This window comes from Psychrobacter sp. BF1, from assembly GCF_019279065.1.
Lineage (GTDB): Bacteria > Pseudomonadota > Gammaproteobacteria > Pseudomonadales > Moraxellaceae > Psychrobacter > Psychrobacter urativorans.
The window spans coordinates 20,018-43,621 of the sequence record NZ_JAGYWV010000007.1 but is presented as its reverse complement, the minus strand read 5'-3'; the positions used below and the strand labels follow the sequence as shown (position 1 = coordinate 43,621).

17 protein-coding genes are annotated in these 23,604 nt (G+C 42.8%); 13 read left to right on the top strand and 4 right to left on the bottom strand.

What is annotated here, in order from left to right; genetic code table 11:
• Positions 1-150: 150 nt before the first annotated feature.
• On the bottom strand, positions 151-1,149 hold the full coding sequence (locus KZA12_RS09275; RefSeq protein WP_218690058.1) for a GlxA family transcriptional regulator: 999 nt from the start codon (positions 1,147-1,149) through the stop codon (positions 151-153).
• A 284-nt stretch (positions 1,150-1,433) separates the two neighbouring features.
• On the opposite strand from KZA12_RS09275, the gene KZA12_RS09270 reads away from it, so the two are divergent.
• From KZA12_RS09270 to KZA12_RS09255, 4 genes are all read left to right on the top strand, one after another.
• Positions 1,434-3,269 carry an acyl-CoA dehydrogenase gene (locus KZA12_RS09270; RefSeq protein ID WP_218690057.1) on the top strand — a complete coding sequence of 612 codons (1,836 nt, stop codon included), beginning with the start codon at positions 1,434-1,436 and terminating at the stop codon, positions 3,267-3,269.
• Between the two features lie 154 nt (positions 3,270-3,423).
• On the top strand, positions 3,424-4,431 hold the full coding sequence (locus tag KZA12_RS09265) for an NADP-dependent oxidoreductase (RefSeq protein WP_218690056.1): 1,008 nt from the start codon (positions 3,424-3,426) through the stop codon (positions 4,429-4,431).
• 3 nt (positions 4,432-4,434) lie between these two features.
• On the top strand, positions 4,435-5,238 hold the full coding sequence (locus KZA12_RS09260; RefSeq protein WP_218690055.1) for an SDR family NAD(P)-dependent oxidoreductase: 804 nt from the start codon (positions 4,435-4,437) through the stop codon (positions 5,236-5,238).
• A gap of 60 nt (positions 5,239-5,298) precedes the next feature.
• Positions 5,299-6,060: an SDR family oxidoreductase gene (locus KZA12_RS09255; RefSeq protein WP_218690054.1), complete on the top strand. Its 762-nt coding sequence runs from the start codon at positions 5,299-5,301 to the stop codon at positions 6,058-6,060.
• 150 nt (positions 6,061-6,210) lie between these two features.
• On the opposite strand, the gene KZA12_RS09250 is transcribed toward KZA12_RS09255, so the two are convergent.
• Together KZA12_RS09250 and KZA12_RS09245 are read right to left on the bottom strand one after the other, a co-directional pair.
• Entirely contained in the window at positions 6,211-8,091 is a 1,881-nt protein-coding gene (locus KZA12_RS09250) for an autotransporter domain-containing protein (RefSeq protein ID WP_218690053.1), read from the bottom strand.
• 182 nt (positions 8,092-8,273) lie between these two features.
• The gene (locus tag KZA12_RS09245; protein ID WP_218690052.1) at positions 8,274-9,476 is read right to left on the bottom strand and encodes an amino acid aminotransferase; all 1,203 of its coding nucleotides are present in this window, start codon (positions 9,474-9,476) and stop codon (positions 8,274-8,276) included.
• Positions 9,477-9,619: 143 nt separating this feature from the next.
• Here KZA12_RS09245 and KZA12_RS09240 point away from each other — a divergent pair, with 143 nt between their 5' ends.
• Complete coding sequence (locus KZA12_RS09240; protein ID WP_256932910.1) at positions 9,620-10,480, top strand: CoA ester lyase; 861 nt, start codon at positions 9,620-9,622, stop codon at positions 10,478-10,480.
• Positions 10,481-10,542: 62 nt separating this feature from the next.
• Positions 10,543-10,956 carry an alternative ribosome rescue aminoacyl-tRNA hydrolase ArfB gene (gene arfB / locus KZA12_RS09235; RefSeq protein WP_218690051.1) on the top strand — a complete coding sequence of 138 codons (414 nt, stop codon included), beginning with the start codon at positions 10,543-10,545 and terminating at the stop codon, positions 10,954-10,956.
• A 144-nt stretch (positions 10,957-11,100) separates the two neighbouring features.
• Here the strand turns inward: arfB and KZA12_RS09230 are convergent, their stop codons facing one another.
• Positions 11,101-11,781: a TetR/AcrR family transcriptional regulator gene (locus KZA12_RS09230; protein WP_218690050.1), complete on the bottom strand. Its 681-nt coding sequence runs from the start codon at positions 11,779-11,781 to the stop codon at positions 11,101-11,103.
• A gap of 490 nt (positions 11,782-12,271) precedes the next feature.
• Here KZA12_RS09230 and KZA12_RS09225 point away from each other — a divergent pair, with 490 nt between their 5' ends.
• The 7 genes from KZA12_RS09225 (at position 12,272) to KZA12_RS09195 (ending at position 23,517) form a co-directional block, all read left to right on the top strand.
• Positions 12,272-13,423 carry an acyl-CoA dehydrogenase family protein gene (locus KZA12_RS09225; protein WP_218690049.1) on the top strand — a complete coding sequence of 384 codons (1,152 nt, stop codon included), beginning with the start codon at positions 12,272-12,274 and terminating at the stop codon, positions 13,421-13,423.
• Between the two features lie 180 nt (positions 13,424-13,603).
• A complete protein-coding gene (locus tag KZA12_RS09220; RefSeq protein ID WP_218690048.1) occupies positions 13,604-14,812 on the top strand; it encodes an acetyl-CoA C-acetyltransferase in 1,209 nt (402 codons plus the stop codon).
• A gap of 209 nt (positions 14,813-15,021) precedes the next feature.
• Complete coding sequence (locus tag KZA12_RS09215; RefSeq protein ID WP_218690047.1) at positions 15,022-17,196, top strand: 3-hydroxyacyl-CoA dehydrogenase NAD-binding domain-containing protein; 2,175 nt, start codon at positions 15,022-15,024, stop codon at positions 17,194-17,196.
• Positions 17,189-18,292, top strand: a complete 1,104-nt coding sequence (locus KZA12_RS09210) for a CaiB/BaiF CoA-transferase family protein (protein ID WP_218690046.1) — start codon at positions 17,189-17,191, stop codon at positions 18,290-18,292. Before KZA12_RS09215 ends, KZA12_RS09210 begins: the two co-directional genes overlap by 8 nt.
• 270 nt (positions 18,293-18,562) lie before the next feature.
• Positions 18,563-20,257: an AMP-binding protein gene (locus KZA12_RS09205; protein WP_201624032.1), complete on the top strand. Its 1,695-nt coding sequence runs from the start codon at positions 18,563-18,565 to the stop codon at positions 20,255-20,257.
• Between the two features lie 91 nt (positions 20,258-20,348).
• A complete protein-coding gene (locus KZA12_RS09200) occupies positions 20,349-22,043 on the top strand; it encodes an AMP-binding protein (RefSeq protein WP_218690045.1) in 1,695 nt (564 codons plus the stop codon).
• 229 nt (positions 22,044-22,272) lie between these two features.
• Positions 22,273-23,517, top strand: coding sequence for an OmpP1/FadL family transporter (locus KZA12_RS09195; RefSeq protein WP_218690044.1), 1,245 nt, complete (start codon positions 22,273-22,275; stop codon positions 23,515-23,517).
• The last annotated feature ends 87 nt before the right edge of the window (positions 23,518-23,604 follow it).

Here is a 23,604-nt window from a genome sequence, read left to right as displayed (position 1 = left end):
GCAGTTACTATAAGGGTTAGCGTGCAATTATTTATAGCGCTAGTCCTTTTTATTGTTCACTTTTTATCGACAGCGTATTTTACCGCCCGCTTTTTTCTCCTCCTACTTCTGTATCGCGGTTAACTTGCAGCATTAGCAAGTAAGCTGACATCAAATCGCTATCCGTGAAAATTTGTTCTGATACTCTTTAGGGGTGAGGGCGGTAGCACGCTTAAATAGTCGAGTAAAAGACGAGATATCGCTGTAACCCACTTGATCGGCAAGAGACTTTATACCGACGTCTTTGGACTCTAATAGACGTTTGGCTTGCTCAATTCGGACTGCCTGAATATACTCGATAGGGCGCATAGCTACGGCTGACTGAAATCGTCTATTTAGTGTCCGAGTGGTGATATTGACCATAGCCGCCAATTGACTCACTTGTAGCGGTTGCTGAAAGTTATTCTCGATATAGTCTTGCACTCGCTTGACCAGTTGATCGGCATGCGGCTTATATAAAGTCACATTAGTATAGCTGTTCTGACTGCCTCTTTTACTATCGATGATCTGGGTTTTAGCCACTTGTGTCGATAGCTCACGTCCACAATAGCGCTCTATTAATAACAGCGCCAAGTCATAAAAAGCACTGCCTCCTGCGGCACAAAATATATTATCCGACTGAGTGACGAACTGATTTTCTTGTAAATTTACTTCTGGATAATCGCTTTTAAACTTGCTGGCATACCCCCAATGGGTGGTGGCGACGCGCCCTTCTAATAATCCAGCTTTGGCTAACAAAAAAGCCCCGCTACAGTTGCTAGCGATATCGGCTTGAGTATTAGCTAAGCGTATGATGTGCGGTATTAATAACTCGTTTTGTAGCAGTACTTTATCGATAGAGTCGCCGATGGTGGGAATCAATAATAAATCGCACCTTCTCACTGCTGCGATATCGCAATGCGCTCGCATAATCAAGCGATTGCTACAGCGAATATCTACGCCGCCCAAACTGGCAATCTGCACTTTAAACCTTGGCGTAACTGGCTGATCCAAAAAACGCTGCCAGCTCACTCCAGTGAATGAAAAAAGATCTAATGCACCTGCCAATACACTGCCTAGCACCCCATCGAATCCTAGAATAACGACCTCAAATGGTTTTATATCGGGCATAGGGTATTGACCTTTATAGTTGTTTTTAATCTATGAATTTTTAATTTTATTTCTATCAAATCAGTAGTGAAATAGTACCAACGCTACCTAGAAGTTAACGCTTCAATAAAGACTCTCAGCGCTATGTTTAAAAAGTGTTAAACACGCTCTAATCATAACCATTATTGTCTTATTTGACCCTGATTATGTCATAAATGACAATACGGTGATGAGCTGAATTAGACTACTATTAGCTAACGACTTATTTTAGTAGCACTTTTTAGCCTTTATAGAGAGAAAGTATTATGGCTACAGATACCCTTATTAATGATTTTGAACTGCCGTTCCAATTGTATGATGTCTTGCACACTCAAAACCTTTGCGCTAGTGCAAAGTTTGCCGAGCATAACCGTGAGACTTTTGATGCGGTCTTAGATACCGCCAAAAAGATAGCCACTGATTTATTCTTACCACACAACCGTATAGCCGATCAGAATGAGCCACAGTCTGATGGCACGCGAGTCAGTATGATCGATGAGGTGAAAGTGGCATTTGATGCCTTTCGAGAGTCAGGATTTATCGCTGGGCGCTATAGCTTTGCAGAGGGCGGTATGCAATTGCCTGAGACAGTGATGACGGCGGTGGCTGGTTACTTTATGGCTGCTAATCCTTCGACTACCGCTTATCCGTTTTTGACTACCGCAGCGATTAATGTGCTGTCGCATTTTGCCAGCGATGAGATCAAAGCGGCCTTTATGCCACGCATGCTCACAGGTGAGTTTACCGGAACGATGGCGTTAACGGAGCCACATGCAGGCTCATCACTGGCTGATATTACCACTATCGCTGTTGCTCAGCAGGATGGCTCCTATCGTATTAAAGGCAGTAAGATCTATATCTCCGGTGGCGATCATGAGTTGTCGGATAATATCGTTCATCTAGTATTGGCCAAGATACCCGGCGGACCAAGCGGAGTCAAAGGCATCTCGCTATTTGCAGTACCGAAATTTAGAGTAGCAGAAGACGGGTCGATAGGAGTGCGTAATGATGTGCACTTGACTGGTCTATTGCATAAGCTTGGCTATCGTGGCACTACTTCTACATCGCTCAGCTTCGGCGATCAAGGCGAGTGTTATGGCTACTTAATAGGAGAGCCGCACTTCGGTCTACGCTATATGTTTAAGATGATGAATGAGGCGCGTATCGCTGTCGGGTTTGGTGCGGCAATGATTGGCTATCGTGGTTATCAGTACTCACTAGCTTATGCTAAAGACAGGACTCAAGGGCGCATTGCTCCTAATAATAAACCTGAACACGATGCCACTGCTATTATCAATCATGGCGATGTCAAACGTATGCTACTAGCGCAAAAAGCTTATAGCGAAGGGGGTATCTCATTGTGTCTGTATGGCTCAAACCTAATCGACCGTATCAATACTTGCGAGGACGCCACCCTAAAAGCTGAGCTAGCCGAGCTGTTAGATTTGCTCACCCCAGTGCTCAAGGCTTGGCCTTCAGAATATGGCCCTAAAGCTAATGATCTAGGCATCCAAGTATTAGGCGGGGCAGGTTACACTCGGGAATACTATGCTGAGCAGTTTTGGCGAGATAATCGTCTTAATCCTATTCATGAAGGGACTAATGGCGTGCAAGCCTTAGACTTGTCGTTCCGTAAGCTCTGGCAAAATAATGGCTTAGGCATTCAGGTTTTAAAGCGTGAAATTACTAACGATCTACTGACTATTACTACTGCTGAGAGTCGCAAGCTGGCCGCTAAGCTCACGCCTTATATGGGTGACTTGCATCAAGTATTAGTGCATTTAAGCAAGATACTAGCGACTGAAAAAGCCATTACTTTGACTGGTAATGCCCAAGCATTGATGAATATCTTTGCCACTATAGTAGTCAGTTGGATTTGGATACGTCAGGCCAGTAAAGCTGAGCAATTGTTACAAGCCATGCCAGCTGCTGATGCAAAAGACGGTAACTATGATAACACTGACCAGCGCAATTTCTATCAAGGCAAAATCCAAGCGGCTAAATATTTTATCGATTGGGAGTTACCTACCATAAAACGTGATATCGAACTTCTAACTAACGACAACGCGGTTTGTACCGATATGCAAGCAGCATGGTTTTAGGCAACGTTTTTTAAACCTTATGGTTCTTGATAGCACAGCTTTAGAGGCTATTGTTTTAAAAAGTATTATTTTAAAAGTATAACTTTATGCCCTACTTTGCAGCAGATGTTTTAACAGGCTTACTTTACTCACAATAAATTTAAGGGACTAAATAATGACAATTATGAATAAGCAATGGCGACTAAAAGCCCGACCTATTGGTGAGCCGACTGCTGATACTTGGCAGTATAGCGAAACAGAAGTACCGGCTATTAGCGACGGTCAGCTACTAATCAAGATTGAGTATATCTCTTTAGATCCAGCGATGCGGGGTTGGTTAAACGATGCTAAGTCTTATATCGAACCGGTACAAATTGGCGACGTTATGCGCGCTGGTACTGTAGGCCAAGTGCTAGAGAGCAAGCATGCTAAGTTTGCTGTAGGTGATTATGTCTGTGGTCATGATGGGGTACAGTCCTATGCGGTCAGCGATGGTACAGGTCTCTATAAAGTAGATGCCAATTTAGCACCTTTGCCCTACTATTTAGGAGTGTTAGGTATGCCAGGAATGACTGGCTACTTTGGCTTACTAAAAACCGCTATGCCTAAAGCTGGCGAGACGGTAGTAGTTTCTGGTGCAGCAGGCGCTGTAGGTAGCGTAGTCGGGCAAATTGCTAAGATCAAAGGTTGCCGTGTGGTAGGTATCGCTGGCGGTAGCGAAAAATGCAAATTTTTGGTAGATGAATTAGGCTTCGATGAGGCTATCGACTACAAGAACGATAATGTCAAAAAAGCTCTAAAGCAAGCTTGTCCCAATGGCGTCGATGTATTCTATGACAACGTTGGCGGCGATATTTTGGACGACGTGCTTAGCCAGATTAATCTACATGCTCGTATAGTTATTTGTGGCGCTATTAGCCAGTACAATAACACCACTGCAGTCAAAGGTCCTTCGAACTATCTATCCTTATTAGTCAATCGTGCGCGCATGGAAGGCATTGTAGTCTTTGATAATGTTAAAGAGTATCCAACAGCTATGAAAGATATCGCCGGTTGGATAAACTCTGGTGAGCTTACAGTCAAAGATCATATCGTCGAAGGTATCGAGACTTTTCCTGATACCTTAATGATGCTCTTTAATGGTAAGAATTTTGGCAAACTAGTTCTAAAGGTAGGGGAATAAGCTATGACAACCAATGTAATTGAAACTAGCACATTAGCGAATATGACCGCCTCAAATGTTGCAGGAAAAAGGATCTTAATCACTGGCGGTGCCTCTGGTATCGGTGCTGCTAGTGCCCTATTATTAGCCAGTCGTGGCGCTAAAGTAGTGATTGGTGATAGGGCTGAAGCATTGGGAGCCGCTGTTGCTGAGCAAGCCCAACAAACTGGCGATAGCATGGTCTTTAAAAAGGTAGACGTCACTAGCGCTGATGAGGTGCGCGCCTTATTTGCTTTTGCTATGCAACAGCTTGGCGGTCTTGATGTAGTCATCAATAATGCCGGTATTGATCATCAGCCAGCGCCTATGCATGAGCTGACCGATGATGATTTCGATCGCAATATTGCGGTTAATTTAAAAGGTGTTTGGCATTGTATGCGTGCTGCTATCGCTTGTATGGCTCCGAATGGCGGCGGTCATGTTATTAATGTAGCTTCTATAGCGGGCTTACGTTCAGCGCCATTGCTATCAGCATACAGTGCTGCTAAACACGGGGTGATGGGGCTGACTAAGTCGGCTGCTCATGAGTATGCACGGGTCAATATCCGCTTTAATGCGGTCTGTCCAAGCTTTATCGATACGCCGATGGTACGCCATACTATGGCTAATATGGATGAGCGCGCCCAACAAGCGACTATCAAAGCCAGTCCGCTGCGCCGTTTAGGTACGGTTGATGAAGTATCAGGAGCCATCGCTTGGCTAGCTAGTGATGAGAGTAGCTTTATGAATGGTCATGCCTTTACCTTAGATGGCGGCATGTTGGCTTAAGATCGGCAATTAACCGTTTTGCAATGAACTGCTGCACTATTAATAACCTAAGGAATAATAATGAAGGATTTATTTGATCTAACCGGTAGGATTGCTTTAGTGACTGGTGCTAGTCGGGGCATCGGTGAGTCTATAGCGCGCTTGTTAGCCTCTAGAGGAGCTCATGTTATCGTCTCTAGTCGAAAGATCGACGCTTGCCAAGCGGTTGCTGATAGCATCGTTGCTGATGCCGGTAAGGCTAGTGCGTTTGCTTGTCATGTCGGCGAGATGGCACAGATTGACGCTATTTTTGCGCATATAAAAAGTGAGTTTGGTCAAATCGATATCTTAGTCAATAATGCCGCCGCTAATCCTTATTATGGTCATATTTTAGATACTGACCAAGCGGCTTTTGATAAGACGGTCGAAGTGAATATTCGGGGCTATTTCTTTATGTCGACAGCAGCTGGCAAAATGATGCGTGAGCAGGGCGGCGGCGTTATTCTAAATACTGCCTCAGTCAACGGTATAGTCGCAGGCGATAAGCAAGGGATATATTCTATTACTAAAGCGGCAGTCATTAGCATGACTAAGGCTTTTGCCAAAGAATGCGGCCCACTAAATATTCGGGTCAATGCTTTATTACCAGGGCTTACTGACACTAAATTTGCCTCAGCGTTAACAGGCAATGACAAAGTATTGAGTATGGCGCTCAGAGCGATCCCATTAGGTCGCGTCGCTGATCCTGATGAAATGGCAGGTACCGTCTTGTACTTAGTTTCTGATGCATCGAGTTATACTACGGGCGCTTGTGTTATTGTCGATGGTGGTATGTTGGCTTAGCTGTTTAATTATTTAATGGATCTTTTTTGTACTTAATTAATATTTTTTTACGCTATGCCCTATTAAAAACACCCGCTAGACCATCAAAAGGTTTAGCGGGTGTTGCTGTTTATAAAGATAGGTTTTGTTAGTCTCTGTTGAGTTTGTCAGTTAAAATGCGCCGCTAAGCCCGACAAACACACTAGTTGAATCGTCATTATCACCTTGTGTATGAGTGATACCAGCATTGGCATTAAGCATACCAAAGTTACGAGACAAGCCCAAGGTCATGCCAAAGTTATCATCGTCAGTGTCGATAGTAGGAGTATTAAAGCTAATGCTTTGAATAGTATTTAAGCGTGCTGAAACGTCGTCACGATCATCACTTAGACGCTTTTGATAATGTAGATCACCGAAGATATTGAGGTTTTCAGCTAAGCTGTGCTGGGCTTTTACCCCAAGCTTACCATAAGTCGTAGTATATTTTTGCTCATTGAACTGCATGGCAATACCGGACATTTCTTGCTCTTTTAAGGCATCTATTTTAACCCGATTTACCGTAGCACCAAGATAGGGTGTGAAGCTGGTATTATTTACTTGCAGCGGATAGCCCGCTTGCAAGCTAGCGTAAAGGCGCTTGCCGTCAGCATCTGAGTTGAAGTTTTGTTTATTACCGCCTAAATTGACTGTGCGGGTGACATCAATATCCATAGAGCCAAAGCCGATAGCACCATTGAGCTGTATACCCCCCAATTGCTCGAGAGTATTAGTATGATAAATGCCAAAACCAAGCTCATCAATACCGATATCGCTAAGACCTGAAGAGACATTTGAGTTATCAAAGTCCTTGCGAGTGATATTGCCGTAGAGACCGGTTACCGCATTTGGTGAGTTAGCATGGGCAAAGTCTACCCCTACTAATAATTGCCCATTACCATCACTCTCAAACCCAGCAATATCCTGCTGTTCAATTTCGCCTGTGGCCCATATGCTGCGCGCTACTCTTTGCTCACTGTTCTGAATTTGATTAACGTGAGATTGTAAGCGCTCATTGGTCGCAAGGCCTACTTTGGTCGCGATATGGGGCAGTACACCAATTTGACTTGGCGCTGTGACTACGGCATTGGCATAGTCAGCTATCAGTTGATGAGCACGGCCAGTAGGGTGGATACCATCGGCAAAAAAGTAAGTTTCATTAGCATCTGGTGTCACTAAATTATTAGGACCACAGAGTAATGAGCTATCTACAACTACATTCTTGCTACAAGCTTTTTCAGTCATATTGGTAAAGCCATAAGCTGTAGGCTTAGCAGCAACTTGTTGCAGTAGACTAAACATATCTAGCGGTATGATGTTAGCGCCTGTAGCTGCTACGCCATTGAGCATGGCTTGGTTATACTGATTGCTGATAAAAGTGCTTTGGCCTTGTACCACCGCTCCACCCTTAATCGCATCAGGGGTGAGGCCTATATCCGGAATATTAGGCACTAAGATGTAGTTTGCGCCCTTATCTTTTAGGGCTTTAACTGTGGCAATCTGACTGCCTACGGCTGTACCAACGATAGTTTGAGCATTAGCCGGATCTTTAGAAGCCGCCAGTAAGTCATTCGCTCCAGCCCAAACGACATAGAGTCCGTTAGGATCAACCTTATTATTAGTCAGATAATTGTTAACTTGGGTACTAGCTGAAGCCACAGGAATATCAAATCCAAAAGCATCATTAGTAACTTCTTTACCGGCTCTTGCACCACCGATAGCATAGTTATTACCAGTTTGAGGCTTACTAAATTTATTAGCTACCGAGGTTGTGCCGAGCTGCTCAGCAAAAGAGGTTGCCCAAGTATTATCAGGGTTAGTAGTGAATTGAGCACCACCCGGAATAATTGGGCTAAAATAACCGCCATCAGTTAGGCTATCACCAAAGAATGTGACACTGCTGTACTCGCTAGCATGAGCAATACCAGCGACAGATAAACTGAGGGCAAGCACGCTTTTAGTAAAGGTTTTAAGGTTGGCATGACTAATGAGGGGGCGAGCAGTATTGAGGTTCATAGCGACTTCCTTGTCGTGAGTGTGGCAGGCTTATTACTTGAGTGTAACCAGTTTTTTTTTCAAAAGCTAGCAATGGGTATGACTGATAAAAATAACATAAACTGAGTTATTTTTATCAGTAGCATTTGGCGAGTTGATAACCGACTTAAGTCATCAAAAGTGCTAATACTCTATGCAGATAATCACCCTTTTAGCACAGTTGCCATCGCTTGAGCGACATAATCAACGTTGTTAACATTGAGACCGGCCATGCACATGCGTGAGTTAGAGACTAAGTAAACACCGAACTCGCTCTGTAAGCGCTCGACTTGCTCGGTGGTTAAGCCAGTAAAGCTAAACATTCCATTTTGACGAGTAATATAATCAAAATTATAATCAAAATCAGCAAGCTCAGTTTCTAGTATTGACTTAAGTTTGAGGCGCATAGCCTTAATACGGTCACGCATACTATAGACTTCGCTGACCCATTGCTGATATAACTTATCATCATTCATAACGATGTCGACCACATGACCACCATGTGCTGGCGGGCTAGTGTAGATGCGACGTACCACAAAGTTCAGCTGTCCAAATACGCGCTCAGCTTCATCGGCAGTAGGACAAACTATTGACAAACCACCAACTCGCTCACCATATAGTGATAAGTTCTTAGAATATGAGTTACTGACGAATACTGGCAAGCCCATATCGACAGCTTTACGAATGGCATAAGCATCGCTGTCCATATCCTCACCAAAGCCTTGATAAGCAATGTCCATGAAGGGAATAAGCTCATGTTGCTTAATGACTTCTAGCAGCGTGTCCCATTGCTGTTGGGTCAAGTCCATTCCGGTGGGGTTATGACAGCACGGATGCAGTAATAGCACGTCTTGCTTCTTAAGCTTTTTCACAAAATCGATCATCTCATCGAATTTGATACTACTACTGGCTTTGTCATAATAAGGATAACTGCCTACTTCGATATCACAGCCTTCAAAGATAGCAATGTGGTTGCTCCACGTCGGATCGCTGACATAACACTTAGACTGCGGGAACCACTCATGAAGGAACTCGGCGCCTACTTTTAAAGCACCAGATCCGCCAAGGGTGGCGATTGTAGCTACACGCCCTTGTTGCAATATTTGAGCGTCTTTGCCAAAGAGTAAATCTTGACAAGCTTGCCGATGCCCAGGTAGGCCAGCCATCGGTAAATAAGGTCTAGGAGCGATTGGGTTGGCAATGCGTTGTTCAGCAGTTTTTACACAATCAAGTACCGGTAATTGACCGTTCTCATCATAGTAGATGCCTATACCTAAATTTACTTTATTTGGATTAGGGTCAGCCACGAACTTATCCATAAGTCCTAAAATAGGGTCGCCAGCATAATAGTCGATATTTGCAAACATGTTATTTATATTCCTGTTGTTATTAATAAAGTATATCCATCAAGTTAAGCCACTTAAGTCAGCTAAAAGCATAAGCTAGATTGATTATTATCTCAATATAAAATCTATCCTATAATGTATCAACTACTATAAGGACTTTAACTATGAAATCAGCTATCAACGCTAAAGTGAGCGCCACTATTATTAAGGTTGCTAATACCAAAAGCTGGTTATTTGTCCCAGCTACTAGGATAGACCGAGTAGCAAAAGCCTTTGCGAGTGGGGCTGATGCCGTCATCATCGATTTAGAAGATGCCGTAGCTCTAGTGGACAAGGCGCAAGCACGCTTGGCAATAGAAGACTACTATAACAGCCCTGCCTATCAACCGCTTTGGCTGCGAATCAATCAAGCGACTAGTAGCGAGTTTGCCAACGACGTAGCGTTATGCCAGCGACTCCCTAATCTCGCTGGAATAATACTGGCTAAGGCTGAGCAAGCCGCTGATATTGAGCATTTACATCAACACACTGGCTTAGCGGTTGTAGCGTTAATAGAGACCGCTGTCGGCTTGTATCAAGTAGATGCTATGGCTAAAGCTCTAGGCTTAGTAGCCTTTAGCTATGGATTTTTGGACTTGTGTAATGATTTACGAGTACAAGTGGGCACTGCAGCTGCCGATATCGTCGCCAATCAGTTGCGCTATCAGCTACTAGTTAGCTCCAGAGCTAATCAGCTATCTGCTCCTATTGATAGTATTTATGCAGACTTTAAGGATGAGGCGGGGCTAAAAGATAGAGTGACGTTGTGGTCGCAGATGGGGATGTCAGGTATGCTCTGTATCCATCCTAAGCAAGTAGCGATTGTCCAACAAGCCTTGCAACCTACAGAGCAGCAGCTTGATTTTGCCAAAAAGGTAATAGCCGAATTCGAGCGCAGTGGTCAGGCAGTGTTTAAAATAGACGGCAATATGGTAGACGCACCAGTAGTGCAGCGTTGCCGTCAGTTACTACAAAGCGCTGATTAGCCTTGCTAGACTAGCGTCTACCCCCAATTAACTATTCCTATTAACTACTTTATAAGTAAATTATGATTTTTATAAGTTTGACTATTAGCCTCGATGATAATGAGATTGAGATTACTGCCATACGCTCGCAAGGCGCAGGTGGCCAAAACGTTAACAAAGTATCCTCGGCCATCCATCTGCGTTTTGATATAAAAGCTTCAAGCCTTAGCGAGCTTAACCAGCAACGTCTATTAGACAGTAAAGATGGGCGCATTACTAAAGATGGGGTATTCATCATCAAGGCCCAGCAGTTTCGCACGCAAGAGAAGAATAAGGCTGACGCTTTTGAGCGCTTACAGAGTTTTATCAAAAAAGCCACTCACGTCAATAAGACCCGCAGAGCGACTAAGCCTAGTAGGAATGCCAAGCGCAAACGGGTAGATAACAAAACCCAACGCGGTAAGACTAAAGCCTTGCGCGGTAAGGTGGATTTTTAAGCGATATAGCTCAGTACGCTTATCCGTTTTAAGTACGATTTTTATACTATTGAATGATAGTAGGCTAGAGCACTACAGCTTAAATAAGCATAGCACTATTGAGCTTTGAGTAACGGCTATAACGATTAGCGACTACTGGCTACATTAATCCTCAATAGCTTCAGGTTTAGACATGGAGCGCCAGAGCATCTCGAACAAAGCATCAAAATCTGCACTGATAGGCTTGTTGGTTTGGCGAATGATATGCATCAGTCCTAGACGACTAATAAAGCCCATAAACACATCAAACAGCACGTATAGCGGTACTTTGTCATTAAGGACACCGCGTCGCTGCCCATCTGCTAACACACTCAAAAACGCATTGATAAGTTCTTTATTCTCATAAATAGCAATATGGCGAAAACGTGAGACTGATACCGCAGACAGCACCATAACGGCATCAGGATGATTATCGACAAAATCTAAACTTACCCACAAAGTTTTTCTTAAGCGCTCTTTAACACTATCAATCCCTTGTAGGTGATCCATCATCCGCGTAGCCAGCCGTGCCAACACTCTATCCATAATAGTATAAAGCACAGTTTGTTTGTCACCGAAGTACTTATACAGCGTTTGCAGCGATACATTAGCCGTATTAGCGATCTGAATCATAGTGACATCTTGCGCATCATAACCGGCGAACAGATATCGAACTGCTTTTTCAATCTTATCTAAAGTGGCCGGTCGCATTGAAGATAGAGGGGCTAGCGGCTCACTACTATCGTTACTGTCATCAGCGGCAAGCTTTGCTGTGCTATCGACTTTGCTGTTTATTGGTTGACTCATAATATTACTCACTTTGCTAATTGTGTCATTGCTCATAGCGTCGTTATTTGGATTATCGATAGGGTTAGCCTGATTATTTATTTTAGCATCGATAGGATAATGGATAGTATTTATAAATAGGCGCTTTATGGGTAATAGGGCGTCTGATAATAAGATTAGTGAATTATATATTGAACAATAGTTTTTTAATAAGTAGACTCTATGAAAATTTGATAATAATTATTTAAGGTAATTTAAATTACTATTATAAACTAAATGATTGCGTATTGGCATTTATTTTCCTAATATATAGGTTATAGGAACGAGCGATAACATGGTTTATAGCTACATATTTTAAGGGTAATTGAGATTACCATTATATATTGAGTTGATAATAACGTAACGACTACTCGCTATTATTCAACGTAAGCACAAGCCTCTAAACTAAGTATTGTTGATTTAAACCCGTTCATTTAGCCTAACTAATTCAACCCGATCAAGGATAGACGATATGAGTATTGAACATTTCACCCCAAACTGGATGACCGAAGAGCATCAAATGGTACATGACAGTGCGCTTAAGATGTTTAAATCTTGGGATCATAAAGATGAAGAATGGCGTGCTAACGGTATGATAGATCGTGCTGCATGGGAAGAAGCTGGTGCCAATGGTTTCTTATGTGCTTCTATGCCAGAAGAGTACGGCGGCGGCGGTGGTGATTTCGGTCACGAAGCGGCTCTTATCTATGCGCAAGCTGAAGCTAACCAAGCTGGGTTTGGTGGTTTAGTTCATTCAGGGATTATTGCTCCTTATATCTTAAATCATGGTACCGAAGAGCAGAGAAAATCATGGTTGCCTAAGATGGCTTCTGGTGAATATATCTCTGCTATCGCTATGACTGAACCTGGTACTGGTTCAGATCTACAGAGCATTAAGACTTATGCGGTAAAAGATGGTGACGATTACATCATCAACGGTTCAAAAATATTTATTACCAATGGTCAGCATTGCAACCTTGTAGTTATCGCCTGTAAGACAGATCGTGAAAAAGGCGCACAAGGCGTCTCACTAATTGTAGTTGAAACTGAGGGTAATCTTGGCTTTCAGCGCGGTCAAAAGCTTAAAAAGAGCGGTCTAGCATCGCAAGATACTTCTGAGCTGTTCTTTAATGATATGCGTGTACCGCAAAAGAACGTTTTAGGCGGCGTAGAAGGTATGGGCTTTATTCAGCTTATGCAAGAGTTACCACGTGAACGTCTAATTATTGCTTTGACGGGTGTTGGTGCTATGAAGTTGGGTATCGATTTGACCCTTGATTACGTTAAAGAACGTGAAGCTTTCGGTAAGCCAATTTGGAAATTCCAAAACACCCGCTTTAAGATGGCTGAATGTTATGCCGATTACTTAGCTTCGCGCAGCATGTGTGATGCCGCTATTGATGCGTTATTAGAAGGTAAGTTGTCAGTACCGCACGCATCATTGATTAAGTATTGGGTAACTGAAAAGCAATGTGAAGTATTAGATGAGTGTGTGCAGCTATTCGGTGGTTATGGCTATATGACGGAGTATCCAATTGCCCGTTTACATGCTGATGCTCGAGTACAAAAAGTCTATGGTGGTACTAATGAAATCATGAAAGAGCTTGCATCACGCTTTATGTAAGCAAGCTTGTGGTCATTAAATAAGCACCAATTGATCTTTAGATTATTAGTCGTTGATCGTTGAGGGGCGATAAGTTCTCCTCAATGATTGACTGCCAATAACACTGCTACTAATGACTTAGCTACCAACCACTTTACTACTGATTACTTTACGACTAAATAAATGTAAAAAGGGATTTTTATGACTGAGACAGCTTATATCTATGACTCCATCCGTACCCCACGTGGCAAAGGGAAAAAAGATGGCTCTCTTTATCAAGCGACACCCATTTGGCTGGTGCGTACCTTATTAAAAGAGATGCAACAACGTCACAACCTTGATACTAGTCTAGTAGATGATGTAGTCCTAGGTTGTGTTACTCCAGTTGGCGAACAAGGCTCAGACATCGCTAGGGTCGCAGTTCTTGATGCAGGCTGGGCTCAAACCGTAGCCGGTGTCACTCTTTCAAGATATTGCGCCTCAGGTCTAGAGTCTATTAACTTAGCAGCTGCTAAGGTCATGTCAGGCATGGAAGACATGGTAGTAGCAGGTGGCGTTGAGTCTATGAGCCGTATACCTATGGGTTCTGATGGCGGTGCTTGGTATATGGATCCGCGAGTTAATGATGTGACCGGATTTGTACCACAAGGAGTAGGCGCTGATACTTCAGCGACCCTAGAAGGCTTTAGTCGTACAGACGTTGATGAGTTCGCTACTGAGTCACATCGCCGCGCTGCTAACGCTTGGGAGCAAGGTTACTACGATAAGTCAGTAGTTCCGGTCAAGGATCTCAATGGCATGTTGCTATTAGATAAGGATGAGACTATCCGTCCTAATACGAATGTTGAAACCCTTGCTGGGTTGAATCCCTCATTCGTTATGCCTGGAAAAATGGGCTTTGACAATACTATATTAGGCAAATACACCACTATCGAAAAAGTTAATCACGTCCATCATGCTGGTAACTCTTCAGGTATCGTTGATGGCGCATCGCTGTGCTTAATAGGCAGTGCTGCTGCTGGCAAAAAAGCAGGCTTAAAGCCACGAGCGAAAATTACTATGGCTGCTGTCATTGGCTCTGAGCCGATGATTATGTTGACTGGTCCAACTCCTGGATGTCAAAAAGCCTTAGATAAAGCAGGTATGAAAGCTTCAGATATCGATCTTTGGGAAATTAACGAAGCCTTTGCTGCCGTACCGATGAAAACAGCTAGAGACTTTGGGGTGTCGTTAGATATCGTCAACGTTAATGGCGGTGCTATCGCTATGGGTCATCCTCTTGGAGCGACTGGTGCGATATTGATGACTACTGTACTTGATGAGTTAGAACGCCGTGATCTTAAGACGGCGATGGTAACTCTATGCGTTGGTGCAGGTATGGGTATCGCCACTATCATCGAACGAGTTTAGTTGCTCGGTTATATAGCGACTATTTCGTTAAGCGTAGCTGGCTTAATAAATTGCCAATAGTTTAAGCTTAGATCTTCGATATTTGCATCGTTGTGAATCGACTATCTATCTTAGTATTGATAAGCCAGTACGCTAAACCAGTATCGAGTCAGTTTCGGCTTCATAACCATTTGATTTAATAATCTAAGAACTATAAAAAGGGACATAGGATGACTACAGATAGCGTAAATGATATTAATGCCTTGGTAAACTTTACCGCTGAGCGTGATAATGACGGAATCGTTACCGTAATGGTCGATCAAAGCGATCGCAAAATGAACGTAATAGGTGATGGATTTACTGAGTCTTTTGCTACTTTGGCCGACAGTTTCATTAATGACGAGTCTGCTAAAGGGCTTATCCTTACTTCAGCTAAAGACACTTTCATTGTCGGCGCTGATATCGATTCGTTAGGCAATATCAAAACTGCCGAGCAAGCATTTGAACTGGTTGAAGACCTCAAAGGTAGCCTGCGTAAGCTTGAGTTGTCTGGCAAGCCAGTAGTCGCTGCTATGACAGGAACTGCACTAGGCGGTGGTCTTGAGATTGCCTTGGCCTGTCATTATCGTATTGCTATTGACTCACCTAAAACTAAGCTTGGTCTACCAGAAGTTAAATTAGGTCTGCTACCAGGTGGCGGTGGTACTCAACGTCTACCAAGATTGGTCGGCATTCAAAAAGCGCTTGAGCTAATGACTCAAGGCTCAGAGCTGCGTCCTAATGCGGCAAAAGACATCGGTCTTATCGATGCCACTGCTACTGATCAAGCCGACATGCAACAGCAAGCCAAAGAGTGGATCAAAGCCAATCCTAAAGCTCAGCAGCCATGGGATGTAAAAGGTTTTAAAATCCCTGGTGGCGATAGTAAGCATCCTAAAGTTGTGCAAGTATTCTCTATTGCCCCAGCTATGGCTAATCAGAAATCGCAAGGTAACTATCCTGCTCTCAAGCACATTATGTCTTGTGTTTATGAAGGCTGTATGGTCGATATCGATACTGGTTTAGAGATTGAATCTCGTTACTTTGCGGCGTGTGTACTATCGCCTGAAGCTAACAATATGATTAACACTCTTTGGACCCAACTTAATAGCATCAAAAAAGGTCAGTCACGCCCTGATGGCTTTGAGAGAACTAAAGTTAAAAAAGTTGCAGTGCTTGGTGCCGGCATGATGGGTGCTGGTATTGCTTATGTGTCAGCCAAAGTTGGCATCGATGTGGTGTTATTAGATAGAGATATCGAGTCAGCAGATAAAGGTAAAGCATACTCTACTAATTTGCTTGATAAAGCGATAAGTCGTGGGCGCTCAACGCCAGACAAAAAGCAGGCATTGTTAGATAAGATTAAGACTACGACTTCTTATGATGATTTAGAAGGCTGTGATCTGGTTATTGAAGCAGTGTTTGAAGATCGTGATATTAAGGCCAACTGTACTCGTCAAAGTGAAGCAGTAATCCCTACTAGCGCCGTCTATGCTTCTAATACTTCTACTTTGCCTATTACTGGTCTTGCTAAAGTTAGCGCCCGTCCAAAGCAGTTTATTGGCCTACATTTCTTCTCGCCTGTAGACAAGATGCCATTGGTTGAAATTATCATGGGTGAAGAGACTGATGATGAAACTTTAGCCAAAGCTTTTGATTATGTGTTGCAAATTGGCAAAACTCCTATCGTTGTTAACGACAGCCGTGGCTTCTATACCTCACGGGTGTTTGCAACTTACGTGTCAGAGGGTATCGCTATGTTAGCTGAAGGCATTCATCCGCGCAGTATCGAAGTTGCCGGTATGAAGTCAGGAATGCCTATGCCGCCATTAGCACTACAAGACGAAGTGACTTTGAGTCTAGTCCGTCATATCACTGAGCAAAACAATCGTGATATGGAAGCTGAAGGCAAAGAAGTTACCATTCATCCTTCTTATAATGTCATAAAAGTGGTTGGTGAAGAGCATGGTCGTGAAGGCAAGCGCTTTGGTAAAGGCTTCTATGAGTATCCAGAGAATGGTGAAAGACACTTGTGGCCTGAGCTAACTAACTTATTCCCAACTAGTGCTGAGCAACCATCACAGCAAGACCTAGTAGATCGCTTGATGTTTATTCAAGTTAACGAATCAGCCAAATGTTTTGAAGAAGGCGTAGTACGCTCTGTTGCCGATACCAACGTTGGTTCTATCTTTGGCTGGGGCTTTGCACCACAACATGGTGGCACCCTACAGTTCGTCAATGCTATGGGCGCAGATAAATTTGTAGCGCGTAGTCGCGAGCTTGCTAAACAGTATGGCGAACGCTTCGAGCCGGCTCAGATTTTGGTAGATATGGCTGCAAAAGGTGAGGAGTTTGTAGATGCCTAATACAGGGTTATCAACGACACCATCAGCTATTAGTCAAATGGCGGATTGTCTACAAGGATTACGAGTCGTTGATTTGACTCGTAACCTACCTGGACCTTTTGCCACCCGTCTACTGGCTGACTTAGGCGCAGAGATTGTCAAGATTGAGCCAGAAAGTGGCGATCCTGCTCGCGCTTTAGGAGGCTTGTTTGAAGCTTTAAACCACGGTAAGACTATCGAGAAGTATGACTTCCGTGACACTAAAGGTATCGAGGCAATCAAAGCGCATATTAAAGATGCTGATGTGATGCTAGACAGTTTCCGTCCAGGGGTATTAACTGGGATGGGTTTAGATGCCAAAACCTTGCATGCTATTAATCCTAAGCTAGTCATAGTATCGATCACTGGTTATGGACTAGGCGCTGGTCATGATGCTGAACAACAAGTTAAGCATCAGTGGGCTGATAAAGCTGGCCACGATATCAACTTTATGGCGATGAGCGGGGTACTCGATCAGTTAAGAACGGCTAAAGGCGAGCAAGCTATGCCTAATGTACAGTTCGCTGATTTAGCGGGTGGTAGTGATACCGCAGTGATCGCCTTACTAGCTGCAGTATTTAGTGCCCAGCGCACCGGCCAAGGGCGCCATGTGGCCGTGAGTATGACTCATAGTTTGTATAACCATATGATCATGCCGAAGGCAACAGGCGCGCTAGTGAAGAGCTTCTCAGGGCAGAATCCGCCGCCGCAGTATGACTTTTTAGGGGGGCTGTTGCCTTGCTATCGTCTGTACAAAACTGCCGATGATCGCTATATGGCGGTAGGCTCGTTAGAGCTTAAGTTTTGGCAAGGCTTGTGTGAGGTATTGCAGTTGCCGGAGCTAAAAGCGAAGCATTGGCAATTAGGGGTCATGCCTAATATGCCAGACAGCAAAGAGGCGGCAAAAACAGTTACTGCAACTTTTGCCAGCCAGCCCCTTGCTTATTGGCAGCAAGCTTTTGAATCGGCCGATGTTTGTGTGACGCCAGTATTGAGCTTACAAGAAGCCAAAGCACACCCATTGTTTGCCCATCAAGATGAGCATCAAGCAACATCGGGTTGGCAACTTATCGGCTGATAATAGATAGGTTAAGAACAGATAGGTTAATAACTAATAAGGTAATAATAAAAACCGACTAGTTATTAATCGTCTTTACAGTAATAGCTTAGTAAGTGCTTATTTGGACTAAGAACAATATTTTTAGTACAGGTTTTACTAAGAAAATTTTATAGGTGGTTTGAGTTTTAAGGTTTGACTAGAGGTGCGTATTTCAACGGATTGAATGACTGAATCCACCTCTTTTAACTAAAGCACCTAAATTCATCGTAACGCTAAGGAGAGCTAGAAATGGAAAAGTTTTGGACTGATAAGTATCCGGAAGGGGTGTTAAAGGATGTCGATAGTAACCAATATTCTTCGCTAACTCATTTATTTGATGAGATGTTTGCACTTTATGCAGACCGAGAGTTTAGCACTAATATGGACGTTACTTATACCTACGCCCAAATCGATGCTATTGCTCGTAATATTAGTGCTTGGTTACAAAGCCAAGGGCTAAAAAAAGACGACAAAGTGGCAGTGATGATGCCTAACGTCAATCAATATATACCTATCGCTATCGCTATTTTACGTGCCGGTTATGTTGTCACCTCAATTAACCCTATGTATAGCGCTCGTGAGCTTAAGCATCAGCTTGAAGATACTGAAGCCTCTATCCTGTTCATTTTAGAACCATTCTGCAGTACCTTAGAAAAAATAGTCGATGATAGCCATCTCAAAACGGTTGTGGTAAGCAAAATCGGCGATATGCTTGGCTCAGCTAAAGGTACACTAGTCAATTTAATGGCTAAACACGTCAAAAAAGCAGTGCCGACCCACACTCTTAAGTCTAATAATAAATATGCAGTTACTGATTTTAAGACAGTGATGTCTGATGGTAAATCTCTACCATACTCTAAGCCGGTACAAAACATAGATGACCTAGCATTTGTACAATATACGGGTGGTACTACTGGGGTAGCTAAAGGGGTGCTATTGAGTCACCGTAACGTTGCATCAGGTACTATGCAGTTCGATGCTTGGCTATCACCTACTTATAATAAAATACCAGACACTACTGTAGTTAATACCATAATTGCCTTACCTTTATATCATTTCTTCGCATTTATGGTAGTGATGTTAGGGATTCGTGCTGGCCATCATTTCACCTTGATTACTAATCCTCGTGATATAGACGGCTTTGTCAAAACCTTAGCATCTAGACCTTTCCATATCCTACCTGCTGTCAATACTTTATTCCAAGCATTGATTCAGCATCCTGATATCGAAAAACTAGACTTTTCTAACTTGATTATCTCTTTATCAGGCGGTATGGCTGCCACACCAGCGACCTCACAAAAGTGGATTGACATGACTGGCACTGCATTAGTGCAAGGCTGGGGGATGACTGAAACAGTCGCCGTTGGTACTCTAAATCCGATCGTCGCCAAAGCTGATTTTACCGGTAAGATTGGTATGCCGCTTCCTGGTGTTGATATGACTATCCGTGATGATGATGAAAATGAATTGCCAATTGGTGAAATCGGTGAGATATGTCTAAAAGGTGATAACGTCACTAAAGGCTATAACAACATGGACAGCTCATCTTACTTTACCCATGATGGCTACCTGAAGACTGGTGATATTGGAGCGATTACTGAAGATGGCTATGTCACCTTATATGACCGCAAAAAAGACATGCTTATCGTTAGTGGTTTCAACGTGTTCCCTAATGAAGTAGAAGGGGTGGTTGGCATGCATCCTAAAGTATCTGAATGCGGGGTAGTTGGCCTCGATTGTTCTAAGCGTGGTCAGGCCATTAAAGTGTTTGTGGTCAAATCTGATGATAGCTTAACTGAAGATGAGCTTATAGAACATTGTAAAGAAAACCTAACTGGCTACAAGCGTCCGCGCCATATAGAGTTCTGTGATGAGCTACCTAAGTCGTCAGTAGGTAAAATTCTACGTAATGAGCTGCGCAAAAAAGTTCCTGATACAGTTTAGAGCATACACCGCTATTTGAAGGCTTATTTATGCACAGATAATAGCGGTGTTACTACTAATTAGAATTGTGGTTGATTGAGGAGATAGGGTTTTGGATAAATTTTGGACAGAGAGTTACCCTGAGGGTGTACGAGCGAAAGTGGCTTGTGAGCACAAGACATTACTCAACTTCTTTGATTATACTTTTGCTAAATATGCTCAAAATGAGTTTAGTACTAACATGGGAGTAACTTACTCCTATGAGGAAGTTGATCAAGTATCACAGAGTATTGCCGCTTGGATTCAGAGCTTAGGGCTAGCACAAGGTTCAACGATTGGCATTATGATGCCCAATGTCAATCAATATTATCCTATAGTAGCTGGCATAATTCGTGCTGGTATGGTGCTTACTACTATCAACCCTTTATATACGGGGCGAGAGCTAAAGCATCAACTGATTAATTCCGATGCTAGAGCTATTTTTATACTAGAGCCATTTTGCTATACCTTAGAGAAAATTATTGACGATACTGATATCGATAACGTGGTTATTAGTAGCATTGGCGATATGCTAGGTACGGCAAAAGGTATGGTAGTCAATTTGGCTGCTAAGCATCTAAAAAAGGCAGTTCCTAGCCATAACCTTGTCTCCAATAGCAACTATAAAGTAAGCGACTTTAAGTCTGTAGTGAAGCTTGGCAAACCTTTACCTTATTCTCGACCAGTGATTAGTCCTGATGATCTAGCTATTCTGCAATACACTGGTGGAACTACTGGTGTGGCTAAAGGCATGTTAGTGACTCATTATAATGTGGTAGTCGCCACGGCTCAATTTGAGGAATGGTTTCAACCTATTTATAAGAAAGCTCCTCAAACTGGGCAAACTAATACTATTATTGCATTACCGCTGTATCACATTTACGCTTTTATCTTGATGTTGCTTGGAATACGTGTCGGCCAACACCTGACACTAGTCACTAACCCTCGTGACATTGATGCCTTTGTAAAAATATTAGGCAAGCGTCCTTTTCATATTTTTCCTGCAGTGAATACTTTATATCAAGCGCTATTGGCCAACCCTAAATTCAAGAGCCTTGATTTTTCACAGTTACAGCTATCACTAGCCGGAGGCATGGCAGCAACGCCAGCTACCGCCAAGAACTGGCAAGAGACTACTGGTTTACCGATTATTGAAGGCTGGGGTATGTCAGAGGGTTTGGGAGTAGGTACTGCCAATCCGCTCATCAATACTGAATATAACGGCAATATTGGTTTACCACTTCCGGGCATCGATATCACTATTCGTGATGATGATGGTAATACACTAGGACTGGATGAAGTGGGTGAGATGTGTATCAAAGGGGATAATATTGTCACTAGTTATCATAAAATGGATAACAGTAGCTTCTTTACTGAAGATGGTTATTTAAAGACTGGTGATGTGGCTTCAATGAACGACAAGGGTTATATCCAGATATATGATCGCAAAAAAGACATGCTTATCGTCAGTGGCTTTAATGTATTTCCCAATGAGGTCGAAAACGTCATTGAGATGCACCCAAAAGTTGCTGAGTGTTCAGTAGTAGGAGTGGATAATGAACTACAAGGACAATCAGTTAAAGCTTATGTCGTTAAATCTGATCAAAGTCTTACCGAGCAGGAGATTAAAGATTTCTGTAAAGAGGACTTGACGGGCTATAAGCGTCCTAGTTATATTGAGTTTATAGATGAGTTACCTAAGTCAACAGTTGGTAAAATCCTACGACATGAACTGCGCACCAAAGCCAGTCAGCAGCAGCAATTGTAGTAGTAAGCGCTATTGAACGTGAATGCTTAATATAAATTAATAGGTTAGTAGTTAGAGGTTGCAAAGCGTAATAAGTAATAAATAGTCAGTGTTTATACGGTTTATCTCAATCGTTAGCGCTGACTAAGTAAAGTTATAAATTTTGTTTGCTGATTAAGTCAATTGGATGACGTCAGCTTGGTAAGCAACTATAGGAGTTGCTACTGTTATTCATCATGGAGGATGTACAATGTCAAAATATTTCACATTATCACAGCTAACTTGCGCGTTAGCCACATTATCACTAGCTTCTATTGCAAGTGCTTCTGGCTTAGATCGCTCTGGCCAGCCTAGTGAAGACTTTTCTTCAAGTGGTACTATAGCTTATGCAAGTGCCTATCATATCAGCCCTGATGTTACGGGTGTAGGGGTTGACGGTAAGAATATTAGTGACTTTGCAGAAGAGTATGAAGGCTATGGTTACGGCGTTAAGACTGACATCAATGATAAATTTAGTGTTGGCGTATTCTATGATCAGCCTTTTGGTGCTGCGGTTCGTTTCGAAGGGGACAACATACTGACGTCAACTAACACTGATGGCAGTATTAATTCTACTACTGCTGATGTCAGCACTGATAACTTTACTGGTCTATTGAGTGTCAATCTAGGTGCTAAAAATAACTTTAAAGTTTATGGCGGACCAGTTTTACAAAAAATCAAAGCTGATGTAAAGTTGAACGGTGATGTTCTATCTATTTTGAATGGTTATAGTTTAAATATCGCAAAAAATGACGCTTATGGCTATATGGCGGGCTTGGCTTATGTAAAACCAGAAATTGGTCTAAAAGCGGCTATTACGTATCGTTCAGAAATTGAACATGATGCCAATTATGCTGAAAATATGCCTTTCATAAACCGTTATAACCTGAATCCTAATTTGCCACCATCACTACGACTCGATGCTGTACAAACTGAAGAATCCGAGCTAACCACTCCTAAATCAGTCAATATCGATTTTCAAACGGGTGTTAATAAAACCACGTTGCTAACTGCAAAAGCACGTTGGGTACCTTGGAGTGACTTTAAAATTACTCCTCCACTGTTAAAGACTAACGTAGTCTCTGCTACTAACACTCAAGCAGGTCAGGTCGTTATAGACAACGCTAATCTTTTAGAATATGGCGATGATGCTTATCAATTAGAACTTGGTCTTGCTAAACGTTTAAGCCCAGCGCTAGCGGTATCAGGTACTGTTGGTTGGGACAGTGGTGCTGGCAATCCAGTATCGCCACTAGGACCTACTGAAGGCTATTATAGTGTGGGAGTTGGCGCTAAATATAACTTTACGCCGGAATGGGCAGTATCTGCTGGCGCTAAGTACTTAATGTTAGGCGATGCAGAGGGTGTATTGGCCGCCAGTGGTAAAAAGCTTGGTACCTTTGAGGACAATGATGCTTATATATTCGGTATGAAACTGTCTTATGCTTCTAAGTAATTCCATAGAGATAGCTTAGATTTAACTTATCTTGATAGGGTTCAATACAGTTAGGAGAATGGCTTAGACACTAAGCCATTCTTTTAT

What these genes read in the sequence shown, in the direction of transcription:
- KZA12_RS09275 (WP_218690058.1), bottom strand. Translation starts at nt 1,149, where the DNA reads ATGCCCGATATAAAACCATTTGAGGTCGTTATTCTAGGATTCGATGGG.
- KZA12_RS09270 (WP_218690057.1), top strand. Translation starts at nt 1,434, where the DNA reads ATGGCTACAGATACCCTTATTAATGATTTTGAACTGCCGTTCCAATTG.
- KZA12_RS09265 (WP_218690056.1), top strand. Translation starts at nt 3,424, where the DNA reads ATGACAATTATGAATAAGCAATGGCGACTAAAAGCCCGACCTATTGGT.
- KZA12_RS09260 (WP_218690055.1), top strand. Translation starts at nt 4,435, where the DNA reads ATGACAACCAATGTAATTGAAACTAGCACATTAGCGAATATGACCGCC.
- KZA12_RS09255 (WP_218690054.1), top strand. Translation starts at nt 5,299, where the DNA reads ATGAAGGATTTATTTGATCTAACCGGTAGGATTGCTTTAGTGACTGGT.
- KZA12_RS09250 (WP_218690053.1), bottom strand. Translation starts at nt 8,091, where the DNA reads ATGAACCTCAATACTGCTCGCCCCCTCATTAGTCATGCCAACCTTAAA.
- KZA12_RS09245 (WP_218690052.1), bottom strand. Translation starts at nt 9,476, where the DNA reads ATGTTTGCAAATATCGACTATTATGCTGGCGACCCTATTTTAGGACTT.
- KZA12_RS09240 (WP_256932910.1), top strand. Translation starts at nt 9,620, where the DNA reads ATGAAATCAGCTATCAACGCTAAAGTGAGCGCCACTATTATTAAGGTT.
- arfB (WP_218690051.1), top strand. Translation starts at nt 10,543, where the DNA reads ATGATTTTTATAAGTTTGACTATTAGCCTCGATGATAATGAGATTGAG.
- KZA12_RS09230 (WP_218690050.1), bottom strand. Translation starts at nt 11,781, where the DNA reads ATGAGTCAACCAATAAACAGCAAAGTCGATAGCACAGCAAAGCTTGCC.
- KZA12_RS09225 (WP_218690049.1), top strand. Translation starts at nt 12,272, where the DNA reads ATGAGTATTGAACATTTCACCCCAAACTGGATGACCGAAGAGCATCAA.
- KZA12_RS09220 (WP_218690048.1), top strand. Translation starts at nt 13,604, where the DNA reads ATGACTGAGACAGCTTATATCTATGACTCCATCCGTACCCCACGTGGC.
- KZA12_RS09215 (WP_218690047.1), top strand. Translation starts at nt 15,022, where the DNA reads ATGACTACAGATAGCGTAAATGATATTAATGCCTTGGTAAACTTTACC.
- KZA12_RS09210 (WP_218690046.1), top strand. Translation starts at nt 17,189, where the DNA reads ATGCCTAATACAGGGTTATCAACGACACCATCAGCTATTAGTCAAATG.
- KZA12_RS09205 (WP_201624032.1), top strand. Translation starts at nt 18,563, where the DNA reads ATGGAAAAGTTTTGGACTGATAAGTATCCGGAAGGGGTGTTAAAGGAT.
- KZA12_RS09195 (WP_218690044.1), top strand. Translation starts at nt 22,273, where the DNA reads ATGTCAAAATATTTCACATTATCACAGCTAACTTGCGCGTTAGCCACA.